19 protein-coding genes and 3 pseudogenes are annotated in these 22,039 nt (G+C 58.1%); 13 read left to right on the plus strand and 9 right to left on the minus strand.

Annotation, left to right across the window (positions count from 1 at the left end):
* Nucleotides 1-3 precede the first annotated feature (3 nt).
* Nucleotides 4-639, minus strand: coding sequence for a chemotaxis protein CheB (locus tag ACIQUG_RS21395; RefSeq protein WP_402323955.1), 636 nt, complete (start codon nt 637-639; stop codon nt 4-6).
* A gap of 407 nt (nt 640-1,046) precedes the next feature.
* On the opposite strand from ACIQUG_RS21395, the gene ACIQUG_RS21400 reads away from it, so the two are divergent.
* The 3 genes from ACIQUG_RS21400 (at nt 1,047) to ACIQUG_RS21410 (ending at nt 3,752) form a co-directional block, all read left to right on the plus strand.
* Nucleotides 1,047-1,598, plus strand: a complete 552-nt coding sequence (locus ACIQUG_RS21400; protein ID WP_402323957.1) for a DNA-3-methyladenine glycosylase — start codon at nt 1,047-1,049, stop codon at nt 1,596-1,598.
* Between the two features lie 178 nt (nt 1,599-1,776).
* On the plus strand, nt 1,777-2,946 hold the full coding sequence (locus tag ACIQUG_RS21405; RefSeq protein WP_402323958.1) for a zinc-dependent alcohol dehydrogenase: 1,170 nt from the start codon (nt 1,777-1,779) through the stop codon (nt 2,944-2,946).
* A gap of 11 nt (nt 2,947-2,957) precedes the next feature.
* The gene (locus tag ACIQUG_RS21410; RefSeq protein WP_402323959.1) at nt 2,958-3,752 is read left to right on the plus strand and encodes an SDR family NAD(P)-dependent oxidoreductase; all 795 of its coding nucleotides are present in this window, start codon (nt 2,958-2,960) and stop codon (nt 3,750-3,752) included.
* Between the two features lie 83 nt (nt 3,753-3,835).
* Here the strand turns inward: ACIQUG_RS21410 and ACIQUG_RS21415 are convergent, their stop codons facing one another.
* The gene (locus ACIQUG_RS21415; RefSeq protein ID WP_402323961.1) at nt 3,836-4,066 is read right to left on the minus strand and encodes a hypothetical protein; all 231 of its coding nucleotides are present in this window, start codon (nt 4,064-4,066) and stop codon (nt 3,836-3,838) included.
* Between the two features lie 216 nt (nt 4,067-4,282).
* Here ACIQUG_RS21415 and ACIQUG_RS21420 point away from each other — a divergent pair, with 216 nt between their 5' ends.
* The 6 genes and pseudogenes from ACIQUG_RS21420 (at nt 4,283) to ACIQUG_RS21445 (ending at nt 14,071) form a co-directional block, all read left to right on the plus strand.
* Entirely contained in the window at nt 4,283-5,515 is a 1,233-nt protein-coding gene (locus ACIQUG_RS21420; RefSeq protein WP_402323962.1) for a glycosyltransferase, read from the plus strand.
* Nucleotides 5,516-5,688: 173 nt separating this feature from the next.
* Entirely contained in the window at nt 5,689-7,914 is a 2,226-nt protein-coding gene (gene glf / locus ACIQUG_RS21425; RefSeq protein ID WP_402324614.1) for a UDP-galactopyranose mutase, read from the plus strand.
* Nucleotides 7,915-7,979: 65 nt separating this feature from the next.
* Nucleotides 7,980-11,098: pseudogene (locus ACIQUG_RS21430) on the plus strand (glycosyltransferase).
* Entirely contained in the window at nt 11,095-13,413 is a 2,319-nt protein-coding gene (locus ACIQUG_RS21435; protein ID WP_402323964.1) for a glycosyltransferase, read from the plus strand. The pseudogene ACIQUG_RS21430 and the gene ACIQUG_RS21435 overlap by 4 nt, the downstream one beginning before the upstream one ends.
* Nucleotides 13,414-13,690: 277 nt before the next feature.
* A pseudogene (locus ACIQUG_RS21440) lies at nt 13,691-13,888 on the plus strand (hypothetical protein); the annotation flags it as partial.
* Entirely contained in the window at nt 13,871-14,071 is a 201-nt protein-coding gene (locus ACIQUG_RS21445; RefSeq protein ID WP_402324615.1) for a hypothetical protein, read from the plus strand. The pseudogene ACIQUG_RS21440 and the gene ACIQUG_RS21445, both read left to right, overlap by 18 nt.
* A 571-nt stretch (nt 14,072-14,642) precedes the next feature.
* On the opposite strand, the gene ACIQUG_RS21450 is transcribed toward ACIQUG_RS21445, so the two are convergent.
* Entirely contained in the window at nt 14,643-14,903 is a 261-nt protein-coding gene (locus ACIQUG_RS21450) for a hypothetical protein (protein WP_402323965.1), read from the minus strand.
* A 63-nt stretch (nt 14,904-14,966) separates the two neighbouring features.
* Entirely contained in the window at nt 14,967-15,359 is a 393-nt protein-coding gene (locus ACIQUG_RS21455) for a hypothetical protein (RefSeq protein WP_402323966.1), read from the minus strand.
* 357 nt (nt 15,360-15,716) lie between these two features.
* On the opposite strand from ACIQUG_RS21455, the gene ACIQUG_RS21460 reads away from it, so the two are divergent.
* The gene (locus ACIQUG_RS21460) at nt 15,717-15,971 is read left to right on the plus strand and encodes a hypothetical protein (RefSeq protein WP_402323967.1); all 255 of its coding nucleotides are present in this window, start codon (nt 15,717-15,719) and stop codon (nt 15,969-15,971) included.
* Nucleotides 15,972-16,709: 738 nt separating this feature from the next.
* Here the strand turns inward: ACIQUG_RS21460 and ACIQUG_RS21465 are convergent.
* On the minus strand, nt 16,710-16,892 hold the full coding sequence (locus ACIQUG_RS21465; protein ID WP_402323969.1) for a hypothetical protein: 183 nt from the start codon (nt 16,890-16,892) through the stop codon (nt 16,710-16,712).
* A gap of 399 nt (nt 16,893-17,291) precedes the next feature.
* Here ACIQUG_RS21465 and ACIQUG_RS21470 point away from each other — a divergent pair, with 399 nt between their 5' ends.
* Nucleotides 17,292-17,774 (plus strand): pyridoxamine 5'-phosphate oxidase family protein, encoded by a 483-nt coding sequence (locus ACIQUG_RS21470; protein ID WP_402323970.1) that lies wholly within the window; start codon nt 17,292-17,294, stop codon nt 17,772-17,774.
* 322 nt (nt 17,775-18,096) lie between these two features.
* Here ACIQUG_RS21470 and ACIQUG_RS21475 read toward each other — a convergent pair whose 3' ends face one another.
* The 4 genes and pseudogenes from ACIQUG_RS21475 to ACIQUG_RS21490 form a co-directional block, all read right to left on the minus strand.
* A complete protein-coding gene (locus ACIQUG_RS21475) occupies nt 18,097-18,468 on the minus strand; it encodes a hypothetical protein (RefSeq protein WP_402323971.1) in 372 nt (123 codons plus the stop codon).
* A 108-nt stretch (nt 18,469-18,576) separates the two neighbouring features.
* A pseudogene (locus tag ACIQUG_RS21480) lies at nt 18,577-18,793 on the minus strand (alpha/beta hydrolase); the annotation flags it as partial.
* Nucleotides 18,794-18,920: 127 nt separating this feature from the next.
* Nucleotides 18,921-19,190, minus strand: a complete 270-nt coding sequence (locus ACIQUG_RS21485; protein WP_402323973.1) for a hypothetical protein — start codon at nt 19,188-19,190, stop codon at nt 18,921-18,923.
* 540 nt (nt 19,191-19,730) lie between these two features.
* Nucleotides 19,731-19,973 carry a hypothetical protein gene (locus tag ACIQUG_RS21490; protein WP_402323975.1) on the minus strand — a complete coding sequence of 81 codons (243 nt, stop codon included), beginning with the start codon at nt 19,971-19,973 and terminating at the stop codon, nt 19,731-19,733.
* Between the two features lie 501 nt (nt 19,974-20,474).
* Here ACIQUG_RS21490 and ACIQUG_RS21495 point away from each other — a divergent pair.
* A complete protein-coding gene (locus tag ACIQUG_RS21495) occupies nt 20,475-21,446 on the plus strand; it encodes a YihY/virulence factor BrkB family protein (RefSeq protein ID WP_402323976.1) in 972 nt (323 codons plus the stop codon).
* A gap of 186 nt (nt 21,447-21,632) precedes the next feature.
* On the plus strand, nt 21,633-22,034 hold the full coding sequence (locus ACIQUG_RS21500) for a hypothetical protein (protein WP_402324650.1): 402 nt from the start codon (nt 21,633-21,635) through the stop codon (nt 22,032-22,034).
* The last annotated feature ends 5 nt before the right edge of the window (nt 22,035-22,039 follow it).

Below are 22,039 nucleotides of genomic sequence, written 5' to 3' on the forward strand. Positions count from 1 at the left end.
ATCTTAGAAGCCTGCTTGGACGATGCAAGTGCGCGTTGCGGAAATTGCGCGGCACGGCTGAACGGTCTCGCTTGGCCGCCCTCGTCGCCTTCTCCGACAACCACTTCGGTTCGCAGATTTTCGAGATCCTGTCGCGTAGAGGCGAAATTCCCCCTTCCGATTGCCGGTATCGATCGGGAAAACCATTAGCTCTCCTGGAACCCGGCAGCCCGCGCGGGTCATTGGCCGTGGACCATTCGACCGATTGCGAGGGTGATTTTTTCCAGATCGGTCGGCTTTTCGCCGCGCGATCGGGGCGCGTTGGCCCCTGGGTTCGCTGAAGGCGCGCGCGGTGACGCCATCGCCATCGATTACCAGTTCGCGGTCCGGTGGGATGACGAAAACGCAGTCGGGCTTAAGGGTAGCAGTGCTGATGACCTGGTGAACCGGCATGGGCGTGCAACCGGCCAAAATGTCGTCAAGCGAGCTCGGCTCATCGGGCGAAAGATGAAGGATGACCACGTAGGCAAGACCGAGCTCGGTCGGAATATGCCTAAAGAAATTCTGAAGCGCGCCAATGCCACCGGCTGAAGCCCCGATCGCGCAGACCGGCACAAATTTCTGGTTTGCAGCGGGCCGGTACTCGTTGTCGTCGCTCATGCTCACTACTCAAATCCTTGAAACATCGCAGAGAACGGATAGCAGCAAAGGTTGAGGGTGAACATGCCTTCGCAGAGGGCTTGGCGCTCGTGTATGATGTCGATCGAGGGATAACTAGAGCTAGACGATCCCTTGTCAAAGTGTCGTCATCGGCTCGTCCGGCGATAGGCCGGAATGGTTCCGCGCCCTCCGGCCTCAATCCGGAACAGTCGCGAACCTGGCGCGCTGCCTTGCGTTGCATCGGGGCGCACCCGGCTCCAGCTGGTGGAACAACAGCCGCCTTTGCCTCGTTGGAGTACCGAGGCGGGAGGCTCAAGGCGGCACCCTCGGTTACTTTTGGACAGGCCTCGGGCGACGCCGCTGATGTTGGTGCGACGTCCGGGCGGGTCTTCGAAGGAAAAAAGCACATGATCAGTTCGGCATTTTTTGCGCGTGACGCCGTTACGGTCGCCGAAGATCTGATCGGTACATTTCTAGAAGTAGACGGCGCAGGCGGCACCATTGTTGAAACGGAAGCGTACCTAAAGGACGATGCCGCGTCTCACAGCTATCGGGGCAGAACTCCCCGAAACAGTCCGATGTTCGGATCGCCTGGCACGCTCTATGTCTACAGATCCCATGGCCTCCACATATGCTTGAATTTCGTGTGTCAAACCGGAAGTGCAGTCCTCGTGCGCGCCCTTGAGCCGGCTATCGGTCTTGAGATCATGCGGCTGAGGCGCCGGACCTCGAACGACAGGATTTTGTGCGCGGGACCGGGGCGTCTTTGCCAAGCGCTTGAGATAACGCTTGGTCTTTCCGGTCAATCGCTTTTTTCCAGCAAGTTGCGACTTTCTGCCGGTCAGAACGAATTGGAAGTGTGTCGGGGACCGCGCATCGGTATTCGCAAGGCTGTGGACCTGCCCTGGCGTTTTGGGGCGCAGGGCTCCCGCTACCTCAGCCGCAAGTTTTCTGTGTGAGCATTCAATTCACTTCGACCCTTGGTTGGATTGCGATCCGTCTGCCGGATTAATCTGTCCGGTGACTGTCGGCGACGTGAGGAACGCTTCTTGGTTCTTTTTGTCCACTTCATGAACCAACAATGGAGCGAAATCCCTCCTTGATGGTTGGACCTTGTTTCCACCTCTGGAGGCTCCAATGAAGGCACTCACTTGGCATGGCAAGCACGACATTCGATGTGAAAGCGTGCCGGACCCGGAAATTGAGCATGGCAGAGATGCGATCATCAAAGTCACTGCATGCGCCATCTGCGGATCAGACCTTCATCTCTTCAATGGCGTGATGCCCGACATGCATCGCGGTGACATCATGGGCCACGAAACGATGGGTGAGGTCGTTGAGGTTGGTCGGGATAACGGCAAGCTGAAGGTTGGCGATCGCGTCGTCGTGCCCTTCACGATTTCCTGCGGTGAGTGCTTCTTCTGCCGACGCGGTTTCTTCTCCGGTTGTGAGAGAAGCAACCCCGATCCCGAAAAGGTCACCAAGCTGTGGGGAAATTCTCCGGCGGGCCTGTTCGGCTACACCCATCTTCTCGGTGGCTACAGCGGCGGCCAGGCCGAATATTTGCGCGTACCCTATGCAGATGTAGGGCCCATCAAGGTGCCGGACGGTTTGACGGACGAACAGGTGCTGTTCCTCTCCGATATTTTTCCGACCGGATACATGGCTGCCGATTTCTGCGACATAAAACCGGAGGACACGATCGCTGTGTGGGGCTGCGGCCCCGTCGGCCAGATGGCGATCAAATCCGCCTTCATCCTGGGCGCCGGAAGGGTGATCGCCATCGACACCGTTCCGGAACGACTTCGACTGGCCGAGCAGTCAGGCGCCGACACGCTCGATTTCATGGATCACGACATCTACGACAAGATCATGGAAATGACCAATGGGAGGGGTGCCGACGCTTGCATCGATGCAGTCGGCACAGAAGCCGACCCGGCCGCGAGCTGGGACTCGCGGATCGACCGCATCAAGGTCGCGACTTTCATGGGGACGGATCGGCCCCACGTTCTGCGCCAAGCTATCCATTGCTGTCGAAATTTCGGCACGGTGTCGATTGTCGGCGTTTATGGCGGCTTTCTCGACAAGATTCCAATGGGGTCGGCCATCAATCGCGGCCTGACGTTCAAGATGGCTCAGACACCGGTTCAGCATTACCTGCCCCTTTTAATGCAACGTATCGAAAACGGCGAGATCGATCCGTCTTTCATCATCACGCACCGGGCGTCGCTGGAAGAAGGGCCGGATCTCTACAAGACTTTTCGCGACAAACAGGATGGCTGCATCAAAGTCGTCCTGAGGCCCTAAGGAGAAAGAACATGACTGACGCGACCTCCTCAAAAGGGCTCGCCGTTGTGACGGGAGCCTCGACCGGTATCGGATACGAACTAGCGAAATGCGCCGCGCAAGATGGCTACGATCTTGTCATCTCGGCCGATGAAGCGGCCATCGAAGACGCCTGTCTCCGATTGCAACAGTTGGGCATGTCCGTCGAAGCCGTCGAGGCTGATCTTTCCACAATCGACGGTGTTGACCTGCTGACAGAACGCATCGGCGGGCGACCTGTGGCTCTCCTCATGGCCAATGCGGGCCGCGGTCTTGATGGAGGTTTTCTCGATCAGGACTTCGCGCAAGCGCGCAAAGTCGTCGATACCAACATCATCGGGACGATCTATCTCGTTCAGCAGATCGGTAAACAGATGCGGGCGAGCGGCGGCGGCCGGATCCTTTTGACCGGTTCTATTGCCGGCTTCATGCCTGGCTCGTACCAGGCGGTCTACAACGGCACCAAGGCTTTCATCAACAGCTTCTCCTTCGCGCTGCGCGAGGAACTCAAGGACACCGGGGTGACCGTAAGCTGCCTGATGCCGGGCGCGACGGAAACGGAATTCTTCAGGCGCGCCCAACTTATGGACACATCGATCGGCCAGTCTGAAAAGGATGATCCCGCTGAGGTTGCCAGGGTCGGCTACGATGCGTTGCTTGATGGCGAAGGTGATGTCGTCAGCGGATGGAAAAATAAGCTTCAGGCCGCCGTGGCCAATATTACGCCAGCAAGCGTGCTCGCTCACCAGCACGCCAAGATGACTGAACCGGGCTCTGGACAGAAATGATGGAAATGAGGACCGGATCCAGTCGCCGCCCGGGAAGCACGGCGTCCAATGAGCGTACGCCGTGTGTGCGCGCGTCTAGGCAATCATTCCGTTGATCGTTCCTTCATATAGGCATCGAGAGAAGAGCGCGCGGGACCGATGCGTTCGAGGATTTCTCGCGCCTCAATCGGTGACAAACCGTATTTTCCAATGAATTCCGTCAGATCGTAGTGACCGCTGTCGAGAGATTTCAGCACGTTGACCTTCCTTGATCGAACGCCATCGGTAATCGGATAGGTCCTGGGATCATTCAAACCGGGATCGTTCTGTTTCATGGCCGGTTCCTAACTTCCCGAGCAGATCGCCTTGGGCGACGGTGATCAAAAGTCCGAGAAGCGCAGTTTTGTTCCACGACGCCCGTGGCGCGGAGCTCGTTGGAGCGCCTGCGCACCAATTCGATCCGCGACGTTGGTGCAATGTAGCTTCGTATATAAGGACGAAAGAATACAAAATTCGCGCCGCTCGGAACAAACACACTCAAAGCTGGTTCCATGGCGACGATCGAGATCCCTCGACTATCGAACCAACCACTCCACGAACGTCGGCTCGACGCTCGTAAGGCGATGTGTGTGCCTATGTCAAAGCGGAAACTAGTTGTCATCAGCGACTATCAGGACGGTTGGCCGACCGCGCACGCAGTCTCACCGAAGGCCGAACGTCTGCGCGCGTGGGCGTCCAGCCTCGCGGATGAGGGGGTGGAGAGTGAAGCCGCTTCCCACGAGATTGTCGTTGAGGGCGGCTATCTTGAACGCCTTCCCTTGGCCTGCCTGGCGCATGGTCTGGTCGATCTCGCCGAGATCTGGAGTCATTGGCGAGGGGACGGTCCGCCGCAGGTGCTGCCCGCGCCCATGCCTATAAAGCGACGGTCCTTCTTCCTTGATGGTCCCGACACCCCGTTTTCATCCAACGACATGCTCGCTCATATCGAGGTCTATGGCGCCCCTAGCATCCTTTGCGTCTGGGGACTGGGAGTAAGCGAAGAGATCCTCCGAGCCTGTGATCGCAGCTACAAGATCTATAACTCGATCGATGTGCCGGCTTTGCGCGTCCCGCCCAGCATAAGCCGTCACTTCGATCTCGTTTTGACGGCTTCACAAGCACAGACTAGCGAGGTCCAAGCGCGGCACCCTGGTATGCCCTGCGCCATCCTTCCGATCGGGCCGGAATTCGCATCGCCAACCACGTTTTATCCGATCGAAACCTCAAAGGAATACGACCTCATCTATGTCGCTGCCGCCCAACCGTATAAGCGCCACGACCTCCTCTTTGCCGCCCTCACTCAATTGCCACGAAGCGTTCGGGCACTCTGCCTATTTGGATACGGAGAAGACGCCGAAGCCTTGCGTCAGCAGGCGGCGGCGAATGGCCTGAATGTCGATTTCGTCGGCCCTCCAGGTGTGCCCTTTGCCGAGGTCAATCGCTTGATGAACAGTGCGTGCATGGGTGTGGTTTGCGGCATCGACGACGGAGCGCCTGCGGTTCTCACCGAGTACATGCTTGCTGGTCTGCCCGTACTCGCCAACGCCGCCCTACGCTGCGGGCTGCAGTACATAACGCCCGAGACAGGGGCAGTGGCAGCAGCCGACGAGTTCCATCTCGGAATTGCCGACATGCTGTCCCGGCGTCACGAATTCAGCCCTCGCGCGGCCGCTCTCAGGGATTGGACGTGGCCTCGCTCGATCGAAAAACTGCGACACCTGATTGAATCCTATCCCCAAACGTGAAAGGGCGCGCGTAACTTTAGGACGTACTAATCTTTTGAACGTCTCAGCGCGATATGTTCATGAATGTTTTGCCAGCAGCAATAACCGAAGAGTTGAACGATCGTTCAAGTGCACCGTTGATCTGCTTTTCTCACCTTCGGTGGGACTTCGTATCCCAGCGTCCACAGCATCTTATGCGACGGTTTGCACGCGAACGCAGGGTCTTTTTTTTCGAGGAACACATTCTAACCGATCATCACTTGCCGTACCTCGAGTTCCACTCTTTTTCAGGTACATCCGTAAAGTCGGTACGGGCTCGACTTCCGGACCGTTGGACCGAAGGCGAGCGCGAGGTCGGATTGACCGCGCTGCTTGGTGAACTTGTAGCGCTGATCGGACCACAACCGCCCATTCTGTGGTTTTACACGCCGATGATGTTTCCGCTGGCGCGGAACGTGGCCGCTTCCGCCGTCATCTACGACTGCATGGATGAACTTGCGAACTTCAAGTTTGCGTCGCCATTGTTGGGTGAGCTGGAGCGCGAATTGTTGCGGCGGGCGGACGTCGTGTTTACGGGCGGGTATTCGCTCTACGAAGCCAAGCGCCTTCACCACGACAATATTCACCCCTTCCCGTCCAGCGTCGATGTCCGGCATTTCCACGCGGCCCGCTCGCTGAAGCTCACGCCCGAAGATGAGAGAGCGATCACACGTCCGATCCTCGGCTTCTGTGGCGTGATCGACGAGCGCCTTGACCGTGCTCTTGTTGAGGCCGTCGCTGATCAGCGACCTTCTTGGTCGATCGTGTTTGTCGGGCCGGTAGCCAAGGTCGCAATGGAAGACCTGCCGCGCCGACCCAACATCCATTATCTAGGCCAGAAAGACTACTTGGATCTGCCATCCTATTTCTCCGGATGGGATGTGGCATTGATGCCGTTCGCCAACAATGATGCTACGCGGTTTATCAGTCCGACGAAAACGCCCGAATATCTGGCCGCGGGACTTCCCGTGGTCAGCACGCCAATCGCGGATGTCGTGCGGCATTACGGCGGAACTTGCGGTGTGTTCTTCGCGGCAGACGCTGCGACGTTCACACAGGCGTGCGAGAGGGCATTAAACCTAACACCGCGGCATGGCGAGTGGCTGAAATCTGTCGATGAAAGCCTGGCAAGGATTTCCTGGGACGACACGCAACGCCGGATGAGCCTTCTGGTCACCGCCGCACTTGAGCGAACGGCGGCACCACCGCGTCGTGATGTGAGCAGGCCGCTGCGGACTGCGTCCAGACGTCGCCGCTTCGACTTCCTTGTCGTGGGAGCCGGTTTTGCCGGAGCGGTGTTGGCCGAGCGTTTGGCAAACGAGGGAAAGCGGCGCGTCCTCTTATGTGATCGACGCAGTCACATTGGCGGGAACGCCTATGATTTCTACAATGAAGACGGCATCCTGGTCCATAAATACGGACCGCACATCTTTCACACAAATAGCCAGGCAATATTTGACTACTTGTCACGCTTTACTGCCTGGAGGCTGTACGAGCACCGCGTTCTGGCCGATGTGAGAGGCAAGCTGTTGCCGATACCCATCAATCGGACCACTCTCAACGAGCTTTACGGTCTAGATCTGAAGAACGAGGCTGAGGCCGCGGAGTATCTCGCCGCAAAGGCCGAGCCTACCGACCTTATCCGCACGTCGAAGGACGTTGTCGTTTCCCAAGTCGGGATCGACCTCTATCGCACTTTTTTCGAAGGCTACACCCGCAAGCAATGGGGGCTTGATCCTTCGCAGCTGGACAAGGCCGTAACATCAAGGATTCCCACGCGAACCAGTACGGATGACCGTTACTTTGAAGACACGTTTCAGGCCATGCCGAAGCATGGTTATACGGCAATGTTCGAAAACATGCTGGATCACGACAACATAGAAATTCTGCTGGGGTCAGACTTCCGCGAGATCCGCGACCGCTTGCCTGGGGCACATGTGATATTCACCGGACCCATCGACGAATTCTTCGACCATCGCTTCGGTCCTCTCCCCTACCGCAGCCTCCGGTTCGAGCACACCACCCACGACCAGCGGCGCCTGTTGCCGGTAGGTGTCGTGAACTTCCCGTCGGAAACCGTTGCGTACACTCGGCTTACCGAATTCAAGCATATTACCGGGCAAGTCCATCCGAAGACGTCGGTCTGCTACGAGTACGCTTGTTCCGAGGGTGAGCCCTATTACCCGATACCCCGACCGGAGAACCAAGAGCTGTACAATCACTATGCGACGCTCGCCCGGTCGCGCACCGACGTCACGTTTGTAGGACGGCTGGCGAGCTATCGCTACTACAACATGGACCAGGTCATCGGTCAGGCGCTGGCGACATTCAAGCGATTGCAGAGCAACCATGCTTTGAAGACCAGGGTCGGTGCCTCATGAGCCCCGCGCACCGAAACAAAAACAGAAAGCTTCTTCTCGCCACGGAGAGTGTCGAGCCCTCCGGAATGGGGGGGCACATTCTCCTCCTGGGGGAGATGTTGCGCGAGCGGTACGCCGTTACTTTGGCGGCACCTATCAATTGCGATCGCGCGTTCATGGATAAGGCGATCGGATTGGGCCTGGCCGTCAAAGCTTTTGACGGCATCGCTGATTTCGCAGCGTGGCTGCCGTCCAGCGGCGTCGATCTTGTGCATGTGCACGCTGGGATCGGATGGGAAGGGCATGCTCTCGCCCAAGCGGGGAGGGCAGTCGGACTTTCAGTGTTGCGGACAGAACACCTACCTTTTGTCCTCACCGATGAGACGCAGAAGCTGGAGTTTCGGGACGGTCTCGCGGCCGTTGAGAGATTGATCGTCGTCTCGGATGCGGCGAAAGCCACTTTCCTGAACGCCGATATCAATCCAGATTTAATTTGTGTCGTCCGCAACGGCGTCCTGCCCATGTGTGATGGCGGCGACGCGCGAGCCGAATGGGGACCTTCATCGGCAAGGAAGCTCATTTCGATTGCGCGCTTCACCCCTCAAAAGGACCATGGGACGCTCGTGCGCGCGATGCCCGCGGTGCTGGAGCAATATCCGGACGCCGTGTTGCTGCTTGTGGGGGCGGGCCCGGAAATCGTTTCCATCGAGACCCTTGTGGCTGAACTGGGCGTCGAACGGGCCGTGCGGTTTGCAGGCGTTCGGAGCGATATCGCCTCGCTTCTGGCTTCTTCGGAGGTTTTCGTTTTGGCTTCCCGTTTCGAGGGGTTGCCACTCGTCATTCTCGAGGCGATGTCAGTGGGCCTTCCTGTCGTTGCCACCGCCATCGGCGGCACCATCGAGGCTCTCGGACCCGGCCATCCCTATCTTGTCGAACCGGGTCGGCCCCAGGCGCTGGCCGACATGATCTGCTCGGTGCTGCAGGATCCGATCGCGGCGCTCCGGACCGGACAAGCCCAGTACCAGAGGTTCGAGCAGCATTTCAGCGCACCCCGAATGGTCGCGCAGACCGAGGACATTTATCGAGCGATTGCACAACGGGACACTAAAAGAGAGCGCAGAACCATGGAACGCACGCGGATCGGATTTATTGGGACAGGCGGAATTGCAAGGCGCCATTTCGAGATCTTGTCGACTTTCGAGGACGTCAACCTGGTCGCCTTCTGCGATCCGCAGGTCGACCGGGCAAAAGAGGCAGCCTTTCGGTTTGGCGCCAAAGCATTCTCCAACTTTTCGGAACTGCTCTTAGACCAGGAAATCGATGCCGCCTATGTATGCGTTCCGCCATTCGCGCATGGTGACATCGAACGCGAACTGATCGCCCGCCGGCTCCCGTTTTTCGTCGAAAAACCGCTCACTTTGGACCTTTCGCTCGCGACAGAACTTGCCGCCGAGGTCGTTGACACCGGTTTGATCACAGCCGTCGGTTACCATTGGCGGTATTTGGATATCGTCGAGGAAGCGAGAAACCGACTGGACGCCAATCCGGCTCAACTCCTTTCCGGGTATTGGCTCGACCAAACGCCACCGCCCCAATGGTGGTGGAGGAAGCAATCGTCGGGCGGCCAAATGGTTGAGCAGGCAACCCACATCATCGATCTCGCAAGATATCTGGCAGGCGATGTGACGCGCGTTTTCGGGCAGACGACGCACCGAAGTCGTGACGATTATCCCGAACTCGATGTTGCAACGGCAAGCACTGCCAGTCTGACTTTTGCCTCCGGGGCTATCGGCAACATCGCCTCCACCTGTGCTTTGCGGTGGGGCCATCGCATTGGTCTTAATCTTTTTTGCGATGGCCTTGCGATCGAACTGACCGACCGCGACATTATGGTCGATATCGGGCAAGGCCGACCGGTGCGATGTGCGCAAGGCGATCCGGTCTGGTTGCAAGATCGCACTTTCCTCGATGCCGTCCGCGGCGGCGATAATCAGATCCGTTGCCCATACCAGGAGGCGCTCTCCACCCATCGCATCGCTTTGGCGATCGCCAGATCGGCGGAAACCGGCCTGCCGGTTGAATTGGACACGTTCTAGGAGGGCGTCCCATGGCTTCTCGCACTATTCGTTCACTTGGTGTCGCAGGTCCAGGCGAAGCGGACTTTTTCGACTATGAGGAGGGACCCACTGATGAGGACAAGGTGCGACTTGACACGCTCTACACCGGCTTTTCTGCCGGAACGGAGCTAACGTTCCTCAAAAACACCAACCCTTACTTCTCTTCCCGTTTCGATCATGAGCGGGCTGTATTCATTTCCAATGACCCGGGGCTCCAATATCCGATCCGATTTCTCGGTTACATGGAGGTGGCGCGTGTTGCCGAAAGCAGATCTCGAGGTTTCGCGGTAGGCGACATCCTGGCGACGACCTATGCGCATAAGAGTGGGCATACTGCCGATCCGCGTCACGATCTTCTCATTCCTATACCAAGAAGTCTCGATCCCATCCTTGGCGTATTCGTCGCGCAAATGGGTCCCATCGCTGCCAACGGTATTTTGCACGCGGATGCGACCACTTTCGGGACCGCCGTTTCTTCCCTTGGCAGTGGCGTAGCGGGAAGACGGGTCCTGGTGATGGGCGCCGGCACGGTTGGTTTGCTCACAGCCCTCTTGGCCAAGTCGCGAGGTGCAAGTGAGGTCATCGTTGCGGACCCATCGATGTTTCGACGCGACAAGGCGCAAGCCTTGGGCATGCAGAGCATGACGGAGGATCAAGCGTGGCAGCACGCCAAGGCACGTTGGCACAACGGTGGCGGTGATCGTGGCGCGGACTTGGTTTTCCAGACGCGAGCGCATTTGGAAAGTCTAAACATTGCTTTGAAAGCTCTGCGCCCGCAAGGCAATGTGATCGATCTTGCGTTTTACCAATCAGGAGCGGACGCGCTGCGATTGGGCGAGGAGTTCCACCATAACGGCTTGAACATAGTTTGCGCGCAGATCAATCGTGTGCCGCGCGGCCTTTCCCATAACTTCGATCGGCGTCGCCTGGCTGAAGAGACCGTCAGGCTTCTGATCGATGAAGGTGAGGCAATTAAACAGCACCTTATTACCCACATTGTCCCATTTGACGACGCGCCGGCGTTCCTTAGCCGCGTTCTGGCGCGGCAGTTCGATTTTTTGCAGATCGTCTTCAAGGTGGGGCCATGAAGGAATTAGAGCGCCCCAAGAGCATTCTTTTTGTCTTCGCATGGCTCGTCGTCGGCGGGGAAGAGACGGAGGTTCGGTTGCTGGCAGCAAATCTCGACCGGTCACGCTATAAGATTGAAATTGTGGTGTGCTTCCGGAAGGAAGGGATGCCCGACCAATCCCATCAACAACTCGCTACCCTCGGCATTGAGGTAGACACCACCCCCTATACCCTCTCGTTCGAACAGACCGTCGCCTATCTCGCGGACAAGATTCCCGGCTACGATATCGTCGTCTCCTGCCAAAATGTCGGTGACCTTTATCCGGCGCTCGAGCGGCTTCACCTGCGTCCGCCTCTGATCGAGCATGGCGGCCTGGTGTCAGAGGCCTTGGGAGGCCCAAAGCATTTCACCAGTCGGTATGTCGGAGTGTGCCGGACCGTCCGGGAGGCGGCCGCCTCCCGGATGCCCGGACGAGAGCATCACGCAATCGAAATCCCATCCATGGTCGATCTAAGTGAATTCGAACCGAGACGGCGGCCAGCAATGCGTCGCGCTCTCGGGATCGATGGCGAAGGGATCCTGGTCGGTTGGGTTGGCCGCCTCGACCCGAAGAAGAACGTTGAGACGTTCATCCACGCGGCGTCGATCGTGCATGATAGCCGTCCCGATGTCCGCTTCGTCATCGTGGGTGGCCCGGACGCGTTTTTTCCGCAGTACGAGCAGCGCCTGCGCGCGCTGAGCCGAGAGTTGGAAATGGATCGTGTTCTGACGTTCCTTGGCGATCGGGCCGACGTGCCGGACGTCCTCGTTGCACTTGATGTGTTTGTCTGGCTCTCCCGAGATGAAGGCATGCCGCATGTCCTGGCGGAAGCGGGAGCTGCCTGTCTTCCTGTGGTCGCGACCGCTGACAATGGCTCGATGCAGCAAATTGAGCACGACGTGTCAGGGCTTTTCGTCGGCCACGGCGACCCCCATGGGGTTGCCGCGCGGATCTTGGAACTCGCGCACTCTCCAGCCCTGCGCGCGCGTCTTGGGCGGCAGCTCCGTTCTAACGTCGAAAGACACTTTAGCGTCACCGCCGTCGTCCCTTTATGGGAGCGGCTGTTTCGGGAGGTACTGGAGGAAAGGACGGCAAGTGGACCCTCCGGATTGTTTTTGTCCTTCTTTCAGGGCGGTTTCGAATGTTCGACGCATCGCGTTAGAGACAAAAACGCCGCACGAGAGAACAGAAGGCTCGACGTCATTGCCTCAACGAAGCACGACATTTGCGCGGAGAGCGACTATCGCCAACTCCATGCGCTGGGATTGCGCACGGTTCGGGACGCATTGCGGTGGCACCTGATCGAGCGGACGCCCGGAAACTATGACTGGGATAGCGCACTACCGATGATCCACGCAGCCCGGCGCGCGCGCTGCCAGGTTGTGTGGGACCTTCTTCACTATGGCTGGCCCGATCATCTCGATATATGGGCGCCGGCATTTGTCGAGCGCTTCTCCAATTTTTCAGCTGCCGCGGCGAAGGTCATTCGAGATGCAAGTGAAACAACGGCCTTCTACTGCCCGGTGAACGAAATCTCATTCTTTTCGTGGGCTGGCGGTGACGCCGGCTATCTCAACCCCTTCGCCACGCAAAGAGGATTTGAGTTGAAGGCTCAGCTCGCCCGCGCCTCCATTGCATCCATGAAAGCCATCCTCAGCGTCGACCCTCGCGCACGGTTCGTACATTGCGACCCGGTGATCCACATTGTCGCGGCTGCCGACCGGCCTCACGACCGCGCCGCTGCGGAGGGGCATCGGCTCGCCCAATACCAAGGCTGGGACATGATAGCAGGCCGCTTATGGCCGCAATTGGGGGGAGCGGAACGATATCTTGATATCATTGGCGTCAACTACTATCACAACAACCAGTGGATACACGGCGGCGCTCCGATCGACGTGGATCACCCCCTCCACAAGCCCCTTCATAAAATTCTCGTGGAGACCTATTCCCGCTACGGGAGGCCGATGCTGATCGCCGAAACAGGCTGTGAAGGAGACCATCGTTCTGAATGGCTCGAATATGTTGCTGAAGAGGCAAGGGCCGCTATGAGAGCGGGTGTGCCCGTTGAGGGCATATGCCTATACCCGATAATCAGTCATTTGGGTTGGGACGACGATCGCGTGTGCGAGAACGGCTTGCTATCGATGGATCCTACGGAGTCGGGCCGGGCAGTACACCCAGCCCTTGCACGTCAGATCGTGCTTGAGATGGAAGCTGTTGATGCCTCGTTCGCCACGGCGGACCGGAAAATTCACGTCACGTACTCACGGGATCGCGTCAACCTGACTCGATAAGCCCAGCTCTGATGGCGTTCAGACGCCATCAGAGCTGCCGGCTCGCTCGTGCGCGTCAGACGGATTTTTCCCGCCGACCGCAGCACGCCAACCGTGTCGTGATACGTGTCGGTTGCCCTCGATCTAACCCATAGCGCCCGCTTTGGATAGCAACGCGGCCGACTAGGTTGAGGACAGGTTTCCCCATCTGTCCGGGCCGTGCGCGCAAAAGTTCCTGCCGAAACGGAACCTCCGGGTTGCGGGCTGGTTTTGCTGTAGTTTCCAAGAGGAGGTAGGTATGGGAATCGAGAAGCCGAGAGACGGCAAACCGGGAACCACGGATCAGTCACCTCGTTGGGAAGGGCCGGAGGAAAGCAGGCCTCGCGGGTATCTTCCGGCAAAGGACGATCCTGACCGGGATCGGGATGCAGTGGGCGAAAACAATTCAGATCCCGAGCGCAACCGGCCGTCCGATGCGATGGCGGCGAAGCAGGACGCAAAGGGTCAGTTTGCGAAGTCGAAGGCGGATCGCCGAAGCAGCGGTGTATCGAGTGCGAAACCTACAGTCATAACTGGCTCCGAGGACATGTCTGAACATCGCAGCCCGCCGGGGAGTAAAGAGCCCGCGAAGGATTGGGACGTCGGTTTCGATCAGGAGCAACCGGATCGTTCAAAGTAACCTCCGCACTTGCGTCGTCGCCGCCCGAGCGGTCGTCCAGGCTCGAGCGGTTCGAACGGCTCAAGCAGGCCGCTCCACCTTAGGCCGGCGCAAATGTCAGCTCCAAAAGCGAATAATCAATGTTCACAAATTTTCGCCTGAGGGAGTGATCACTTGGTCCTGCATGGTACCGCTAGCCAATTGGAATGACGAGCATTGAGCAAGGTCGAATTCCCATCCACGACGAGCCACAGTCCGTCGCTCAAGGAGCGGACTGTAAGGGGCTTCCAGCGGCTCCTGACCTCCGTTCGCTGCTGCCAACGATGGCGGTTCGCATTGGCGATGCCTCGCTCGCGTGCACGCGCGTTGACGAGATGCTCAAGCTTAACGAGGCGATACGTCCGGGAGGATCGCGAGCGCTGCCGCGATGTTCGCGGTCAATTCAATCTCGCCCACCGCACCGTCATGTCGTTGTATACTTGGGCAGGATCTGACGCAGTGTGGCTGGTGTACTTCGAACGCGACGTTGTCGCCGTCCAAGTTGCGCCTCGTGCGTCTTCGTAACTTAGACGACCCATGTCAAAACGAACTGTCAGGCTGTCTGGAAAAAACTATCGGATTCTTGCACTGGCGGCGTCGAGATCAAATTCAACGTCGCGCCGATGTGTCTTGCCTGCTGCTCGTTCAATCTGAATTGCAGGGACGACACGTCTGTTCGGTGCGGGTCCACGCTAAATTCCACCCTCAGCAGGACGTCGCCACTGCCGTCCGTCGCGGCCTGCGCTTTCCAATCGATGATGTCTGATGCTCGAACATGGCCTCGCCCGTCCCTACTCCAGTCCTTGATTTGCAATCTGACCCCCTAGCTGTGTCCGCGCAGAGAATTGGTGCATACCAATTGGTAGTGAGTTTGGCATTAAACTTTGCAAACCGAGGGCAACGAATTTTCGATTTTCCCGCGCGCCAAACGTGCTCCGGTTTCGATGCCTTGTGTCGCCCGAGGCATGGCGCTCGGGCCAGAAATATCCGAAGTGCAGTTGGCGGACCGAACAAGCGCAACGAGGCTGCGATGGTCGCGTTCGATGTGGTGCGTTTCAAAGTCAAACCAGCGGCATTTCTCGATGCCCACAGACACATCCGGGAAAGCTGGGCAGGTCTCCAGCAACCTGTGCATGATCCGCCTCCGTCCCTCGCGGTAACGTCTTTGCGCCAAGGCTCTTATGCAATCTTTTCGAATGGGCACGTTCGTCTGCGGGAACAACAACGCCTCATCGCGGTTGATTCCAATAGAGGAGACAAACATGCCCACGACGCCGATCCCACAACCGCCGGATCCCGAGTTCCCGCCGGACATGCCGCCGGGGGAACCCGATTTGCCGGATCCCCCCATTGAAGAACCAGAGCCTGACGTCGGTCCCGACGAGGCTCCCGCAATTACGCCCGTGCCAGGTGTGGAGATTCCGCCCCGAGTGTGAGGTTGTGCGAGACGTATTCTTCCTTCGTTGGGACAGGCAGTGCCTTGGCGGTACCAACCGTGGGACCGCTGTCCCCCGTGAGAAGCGGGGATACTGCCTGGAGATCACGAGGTTGTGTCCGCCCCGCAGAAACCTGAGGTGCAAGTCGACGCTTGGCACGAGGTACATGCTTTCGAAGTGGAGAAAAAACGATGTTGAAGATCCTAATGACAACCGCTGTGATGGTCGCGCTTGCAGGGCCGAGCGCGTTCGCCCTGTCTGATATCAAGTGCAATCAGTCCAACATGGCAAAGCTCGAAAATGACGTTAAAGCCATGAAGGACGAGATGAAAAAGGATTACGCCTCCAAGGAATTGACGATGGCAAAGGCAGCGCTCGCGTCCAATGACACCGACAAATGCAAGACCCACATGTCGAACGCGATGAAGGACAATGATCCGATGTAACGGCGAAGTGGCGGGCGCAACGCCATTGGTACGGCCCTCGACCTCCCGCCCACACGCCTCATCTGCTAGCGCGCGGCGCGTCGCGTCGGTCGCGATCCACCGACGTCGCCGCGCGAAAATGTCCCTTGGGATTTCGGGGCATCAGGTAAACGCCGATACTTTGCAGTTTCTCACGGAAACGCCCGCTCATCGGTAACGGTGAGGCGAGCGATGACCTCAGCTTGGAGATCTAGGCAGATCGACGAGTCTTGGATATCTGCTCTTCTCGACGGGGCACCTCTCGCAGAAGATTCTCCGGTATCGACGACGCCCGAGCGTAGGCCTCGAAGACGTTGAACAGGCGCTCATCCTAACTCGAAGTTGGGTTCTATGGCGCGGCAGTGTCATCGCCAACCGAGCCCGACCTAACTGCATCTGTCCCATATTGCTCCTCTCCTTTGAGCCTGCGGTTCCCGACAAATTTGCTGGACCGCACAAGGAATGGCCCCGTCCAGGGGAAGACGAGGCCATGGGGGTTCATTAAGGCTTCAGTTCTGGGAAGAGGTCACCCTGATCGGGGAATTCAGGGCTTCCATGCTTCAGAAACGTTGACGCGGTGAATGAGTTCCGAGCTGCACGTAAAAAGATGGCCCCGTTGGTGCACGGAGCCAGAGGTGGTGTGTGCCCAGGCTCGGACGATGGAAACTCTTGAGCCCGGCCTACCAATCTTGTTGTTTCGCAAGGGTTCTGTGCATGCCGCTACGTCGCCACGCCAGTCACTGGGTTCACGGCCGGCTTCTCACTCGTGTCTTTGGCGCCCGCAGGCTGTACAGTGGGCGGAGCCACCGACTCCTCGTCTAGGTGTTTGCTGCGGTTCGCAGGTTGATGAATGTCTTTCGGCTTCGCCTGTTCGGGCGTCGCGTTGGTATCTTTGGCGGTCATTGAAATTCACCTTTTCGAACGGGCCGGAAAAAAGATGGCCCCGAAAGGCGACTGACGAGGCCATGAGTTTCCGGTGTCATCGACGGGCCCGGAGAGATCGACAACCGGACCCGATGTATAAACGAAGGCAGGCATCGCTGGTTCCGTGCGAGCTTAATTTTCCGTGATCGCCCAGCCTTTCGTGACCCGCCGATTGGCAAAGCGGAGTTGAGATGACCAATAACTGCCGCCGATAATCGGATCTGATCGAATTTTCCGTCTCCTTTATCCCGCACAGCAAATGGAGCCCTGGCGCGCGAACGGCTGCGAACTGGAAAGCATCAAACACCTCTGCTGAGGTTCAAGTGGAACTTCGAGGTGCTGCGACAGTTCTCAGTTTTTCAAAGAAGGAAAATGGCGATGGCAGAGAACGAGAATGACCAGGACAAGATTTGGGAACTGGCCAAAGATATAGGCTTCTGCATGCTAACCACCCAGACGGGAGGCGATCTTCGCGCGCGACCGATGTCGGCCCACATCGAGCGGGAGGACAACGCTTTCTACTTCCTGACCGATGATGCCAGCCACAAGGACGATGAGATCGCCGGCAATCCCGCAGTCTGCCTGGCCTTTGCAGATCCGAAGGGCCAGAAGTACGTCTCAATATCCGGAACGGCCACAATTCAGAACGACAGGACGAAGATCAGGGAACTCTTTTCTCTTCCCGCAAAGGCTTGGTGGGATAGCCCCGACGATCCCGCAATCCGGGTCTTGAAGGTCGATCCCTCATTTGCGGAATATTGGGATAGTCCCGGAACTGTCATCAGCTACATCAAGATGGCGACAGCAGCGATCAGCGGCGCCAAACCCGACTTGGGCGACAATGCGTCTGTGAAGCTGTAAGAGGTGGTTATGGTTATAGCGGGGCAGGTTTCGGAAGGAGTGCTATCGGCACGTCGGTATCCGGACCTGCTTCCTATCACTTGCGTCACGAGGGCTCTTACAGTCCGCGCTTTTAGTAGGAAAATGATGCTGGTTAACGACGCGCCAGACCAGGCCGCGTAAAAGGATCAGCCCGCGTAAAACGGCCACGGCCCTTGGATGCGGTGCACATCGTCGCGAGCAGAGGAGGCGTTGGCCGTGGGAATGCAGGCGCTCGGCCGCGACGCCGTGGCATTACAGGCCATGCTCGATAAACTCATTTTGATGAAGGCAAAAGCCGCGATTATGGCTTGGAGCCTCTTTGCGTCAGGACCTGCATCTCTTCAAACCGGCGTCTTCGTTCGCCATCTTCCTGGTCGGTCGAGTAGCAAATTCGCGAGACGCAAAAGCGGAGGATCCTCATTGGGGTTTTGGCCTGGTCGAATTCACAGTCGAAGGTGTCCGACATGTCGGTCTTCTTTGTGTCGGCTCTTTCGGAATACTTGAACCGCACGCCGGCTGGTTTGAGTTCCGGGAAGGACTGCACGACGCCGACGTTCAATGCGTCCGACATGAAGAAGTTCTTCGCGACAGAGATGCAGGCCTGCTCCAGCTCGGGGCTCTGGGCAAAGGCGGATCCAGCCAGGAAAAACGCGGTGATCGGAATCCATTTCATGGTGCAATCCTTCCCTAACGCAACCGTACGCCAACGGTGCCTGCGTCAACCCGAGAACCCCGGGAATGTTCCCGCCTAACCCAAGAGATTTCCGCTATGAAAGCATTGGAGATCGCGCAGACGGGCTCTCGCTGACGCCTGAATGCAAATGTCGTTCGGTCCCCACACGATTAAGGCCGGTGGCTTATGGGTTTGCGATGCTGCGGGATCCACAGCCTGTCCGCCTCCAGGCCGGCGATCAGGGCGATGCGATCTGCTTTCGCCGCGGTGTGTGGCGCGACCAATGAAGCTGCCACAGGCCAGGAGCGGTGGAGGCCGCAGGGGGCTGCCGAGCAATCGATCGTCGCTGTCACTCATCATCATGGTGGCGAATAGCGGCGCAGCCCTGGGACACTTCAGTGGGCCTAATCCGACCTGAGCACTAGCACTTACCGACTGCTCTTGGGAACTTCTTAGTCGAACCGGGTCTTTTCACGGGCAGGGTCGTCGTCCAGGATCTCTTCCTCGGCATCTGCTGGGAGCGCCTCATCCGGCTCCATATTGGCTTCGTCGCGGCTCGGAACAGGAGATACCCGCCCCTGGTCGGCCTGCCGTTCATCGGAATCTGCTCCCGATAAGTCTGGCACCGGAATTGGTTCCAGATCCATCTCTGGCGGCCGCGGTTTCTCAATGGGATCAGGGATTGGTCTGACACTGTCTTTGTCGTGGTTTGGTTTGCTCATCCTAGCTTTCCTTTCCAGTTGGAAAATGAACAAACGGAGCGCGTTAAAGTTCCGGGGCCCGCTGACGGCTTCCGATATCGCCGAGCGCGAACGCCTCTGTAAGGCCTCAGCGCGTCGGGCCCGATGTTTGCTTGTCACTCGGTCCGCGGCAAGCGGCCAAAACGGCGCAGGACCGTCCATGCGGCAACGAGTGGCGTGCGGCCTCCCCATTCTGCAGCGCGCCCGGAGCTGGTCGACTTGCGCTGTCGTTCACGGGCTGGAGAACGGCCAGATCAAACTTGACTTATCCGATTTGAGAACATCCAACGTCCGAAGCCGGGAGCGACGTTCGCAGCAGGCGCTGGCTGCGGCGCAAGTGAATTTCCGGCATCAACCTTTGGAGATGTGCCGGGCATCCAAAATCTTGTCGAAGACCTTGGATCTCCCAGTCGCCAGCGCCTTTTTGCAGTCATCGGACGTGCGCTTTGACTATTCACTTTGACATGACTCCGGAAGCGTACTCTGTCGGCGCGGCTTTCAAGCCGCCAGGCGATGCAGGCTTCACTTGATGAATCCCGGGTACTGCACTTCCTCGCGATTGATGCCCTGCGAGTCCAATCGGACCGGCACGGGTTTCGGGACCTCAGGCATGTATCGATGCGCGACCAGCCAATCCCGCAAAATCGTTTCAATAGCGGCGGCTCGGCTAGCAGACGCCGACGGAACATCAGGGTCGGTCATGTAAGCCGTCAGCCCGGCCTCCAATTCATCTGAAAGACGTGGGAAGTTGGTTGGATCGGACATAACTTGCTCCTCAGTGCTGCCGGAAAGATAACGAGCTTTTCAGTCGCCTGTTCCCAATTCGCTTATGCGCGACGTTTGCAGCAAAGGCGCGGCAATCCCGCCGGTGCCCGGATGTGTCCTGTCCGCGCCGGATGGGGGGAACGATTAGTTTCATTTCCGGTGGCCGCCGGTCCAACTTCTGTTCCGTGTCTCAATGCTCGGCAGTTCGCGTGCCCAGCTGAATCTAAAATCCAGCAGTCCGTGAACATTTGCGAAGGTCGGGCGTTCCGTTTCTATCTTCGCCGCTATGTGGAGGATTTTTGCCATGCGTCGTCATACCCAGCATCACATGATGGTTGAAATGGCCGCGCTGATTGCAGCCTTTGCGGTGATCGCGCTGATCCTCGTTTTCACCTTCCCCGGCTGACACCCACGGGATCGGACAGCGCGGCGCTGCAAGTGGGATACCTGCCGGCTATTTCGGCGCAAAGAATACCTGCACAAGTGCCAAGAGGTCGACGTGTGACGGAGCAACTGGAAACTGTCGAACCGGGGAGAGGGCGAACGGCTGAAAAGCCGGAGGAAATACCGGCCAAGGGCATGCGCGATGTCCTTTGGCGCGTAGTGGGAGAGGTTTCGCACGAGCGTGTTTTCCTCATCGCGGCAGGGGTCAGCTTCTATCTTATGCTTGCTCTTTTTCCAGGACTTGGCGCGTTGGTGTCCGTCTACGGGTTCATCGCGGATCCGGTCGACATCGGCGCGCACATGAATGTGCTTGATGACCTTCTGCCGCCAGGGTCCTACGGATTGATCACCGATCAGCTGAAATCTTTGACGGCGCAGAAGACCACCACGCTTCGTTTCGGATTTGCCGGCGGTCTTTTGATCTCCCTGTGGAGTGCAGCCAACGGCATGTCGGCGATTTTTGACGCCATGAACGTTGCTTACGGTGAACACGAGAAAAGGAGCTTCGTGGCCAGAACGCTCTTGTGCCTCGCCTTCACTCTTGCCGCCTTGGTATTTGCTGCGATCCTCATCTTCCTGATCGGGATCATTCCTGCTCTGCTCGCCTATGTGTGGCTGGATCGCTGGGTAGAAACCTTAACAAGAGTGATACGCTGGCCCGCAATCCTTTTCCTCGCTGCCATGGGGACGGCCACAATCTATCGGTACGGCCCAAGTCGCGAACGGGCCAAACTGCGCTGGCTGAATTGGGGCGTGGTGTTCAGCGCCATCATGTGGCTCGCCGCGTCCTGGCTCTTTTCCTTTTATCTGGAGAATTTCGCGAACTACAACGCGACCTACGGGGCTCTTGGCGCGCTGGCGGGGTTCATGATGTGGGTTTGGATCTCCACGGTGATCTTAATCATCGGTGCTCTTTTGAATGCCGAACTTGAACACCAGACGGCGGTCGATACCACCACTGGTAAGCCTTTGCCGATGGGTGAACGTGGCGCATATGTCGCTGACACGCTCGGAAAAGCTGTCGATTAGGCCCCTGCCGGTCCGGCACATTTGCGCGGCCAACGCTGCCAGGGTCATTCACCCGGGTCTTGCTTCTCTCGCGCACTCTTCCCGTCGGAACTTTTCGATCGTTCCTCGAAGCGTTCCTCGCCTTTGAGAAGGGGGCTCCCTTTCAGCTCTTCGATCCGCCGCTCCTCCTGCTGAGCGCTCTCTTGCATGCCCTTCGCCGACTCGCGGCCAGCGTCCAACGGTGCGTTTGCTGTTTCCGTCGCGGAAGATCCGGAAAGCCTGTCAGTAAGGCCCCCTCCAATCCTCCCGCTCCCATCCGCGTTGACCGAGCGAGCCTCATTTATTGCCGTGCGCACCTCTTCTTCTTCCCAGCCGGCTTCGACGGCGGCCAAAATCAAACTGGCCTCGTTTGCCGGCAGAGATCCCGCCGGACCCATTGTCGAGAGGGTTGCTGAAACACATTGGAAACAGTCGGCGGACCGTTCCGCACTTCCCTTCGAGGTTTTTGGGTATGCAACATATGTCATGGTCAAGGCCTTCATGGTTTACGGGTCGTGCTCGGCGCGCCTCGTCGTCGCGTTGACCACCAGCAAACCTGCCGTTTTGTAAATTGT

The sequence above is a fragment of the Ensifer sp. NPDC090286 genome (genome assembly GCF_044769565.1).
Lineage (GTDB): Bacteria > Pseudomonadota > Alphaproteobacteria > Rhizobiales > Rhizobiaceae > Ensifer.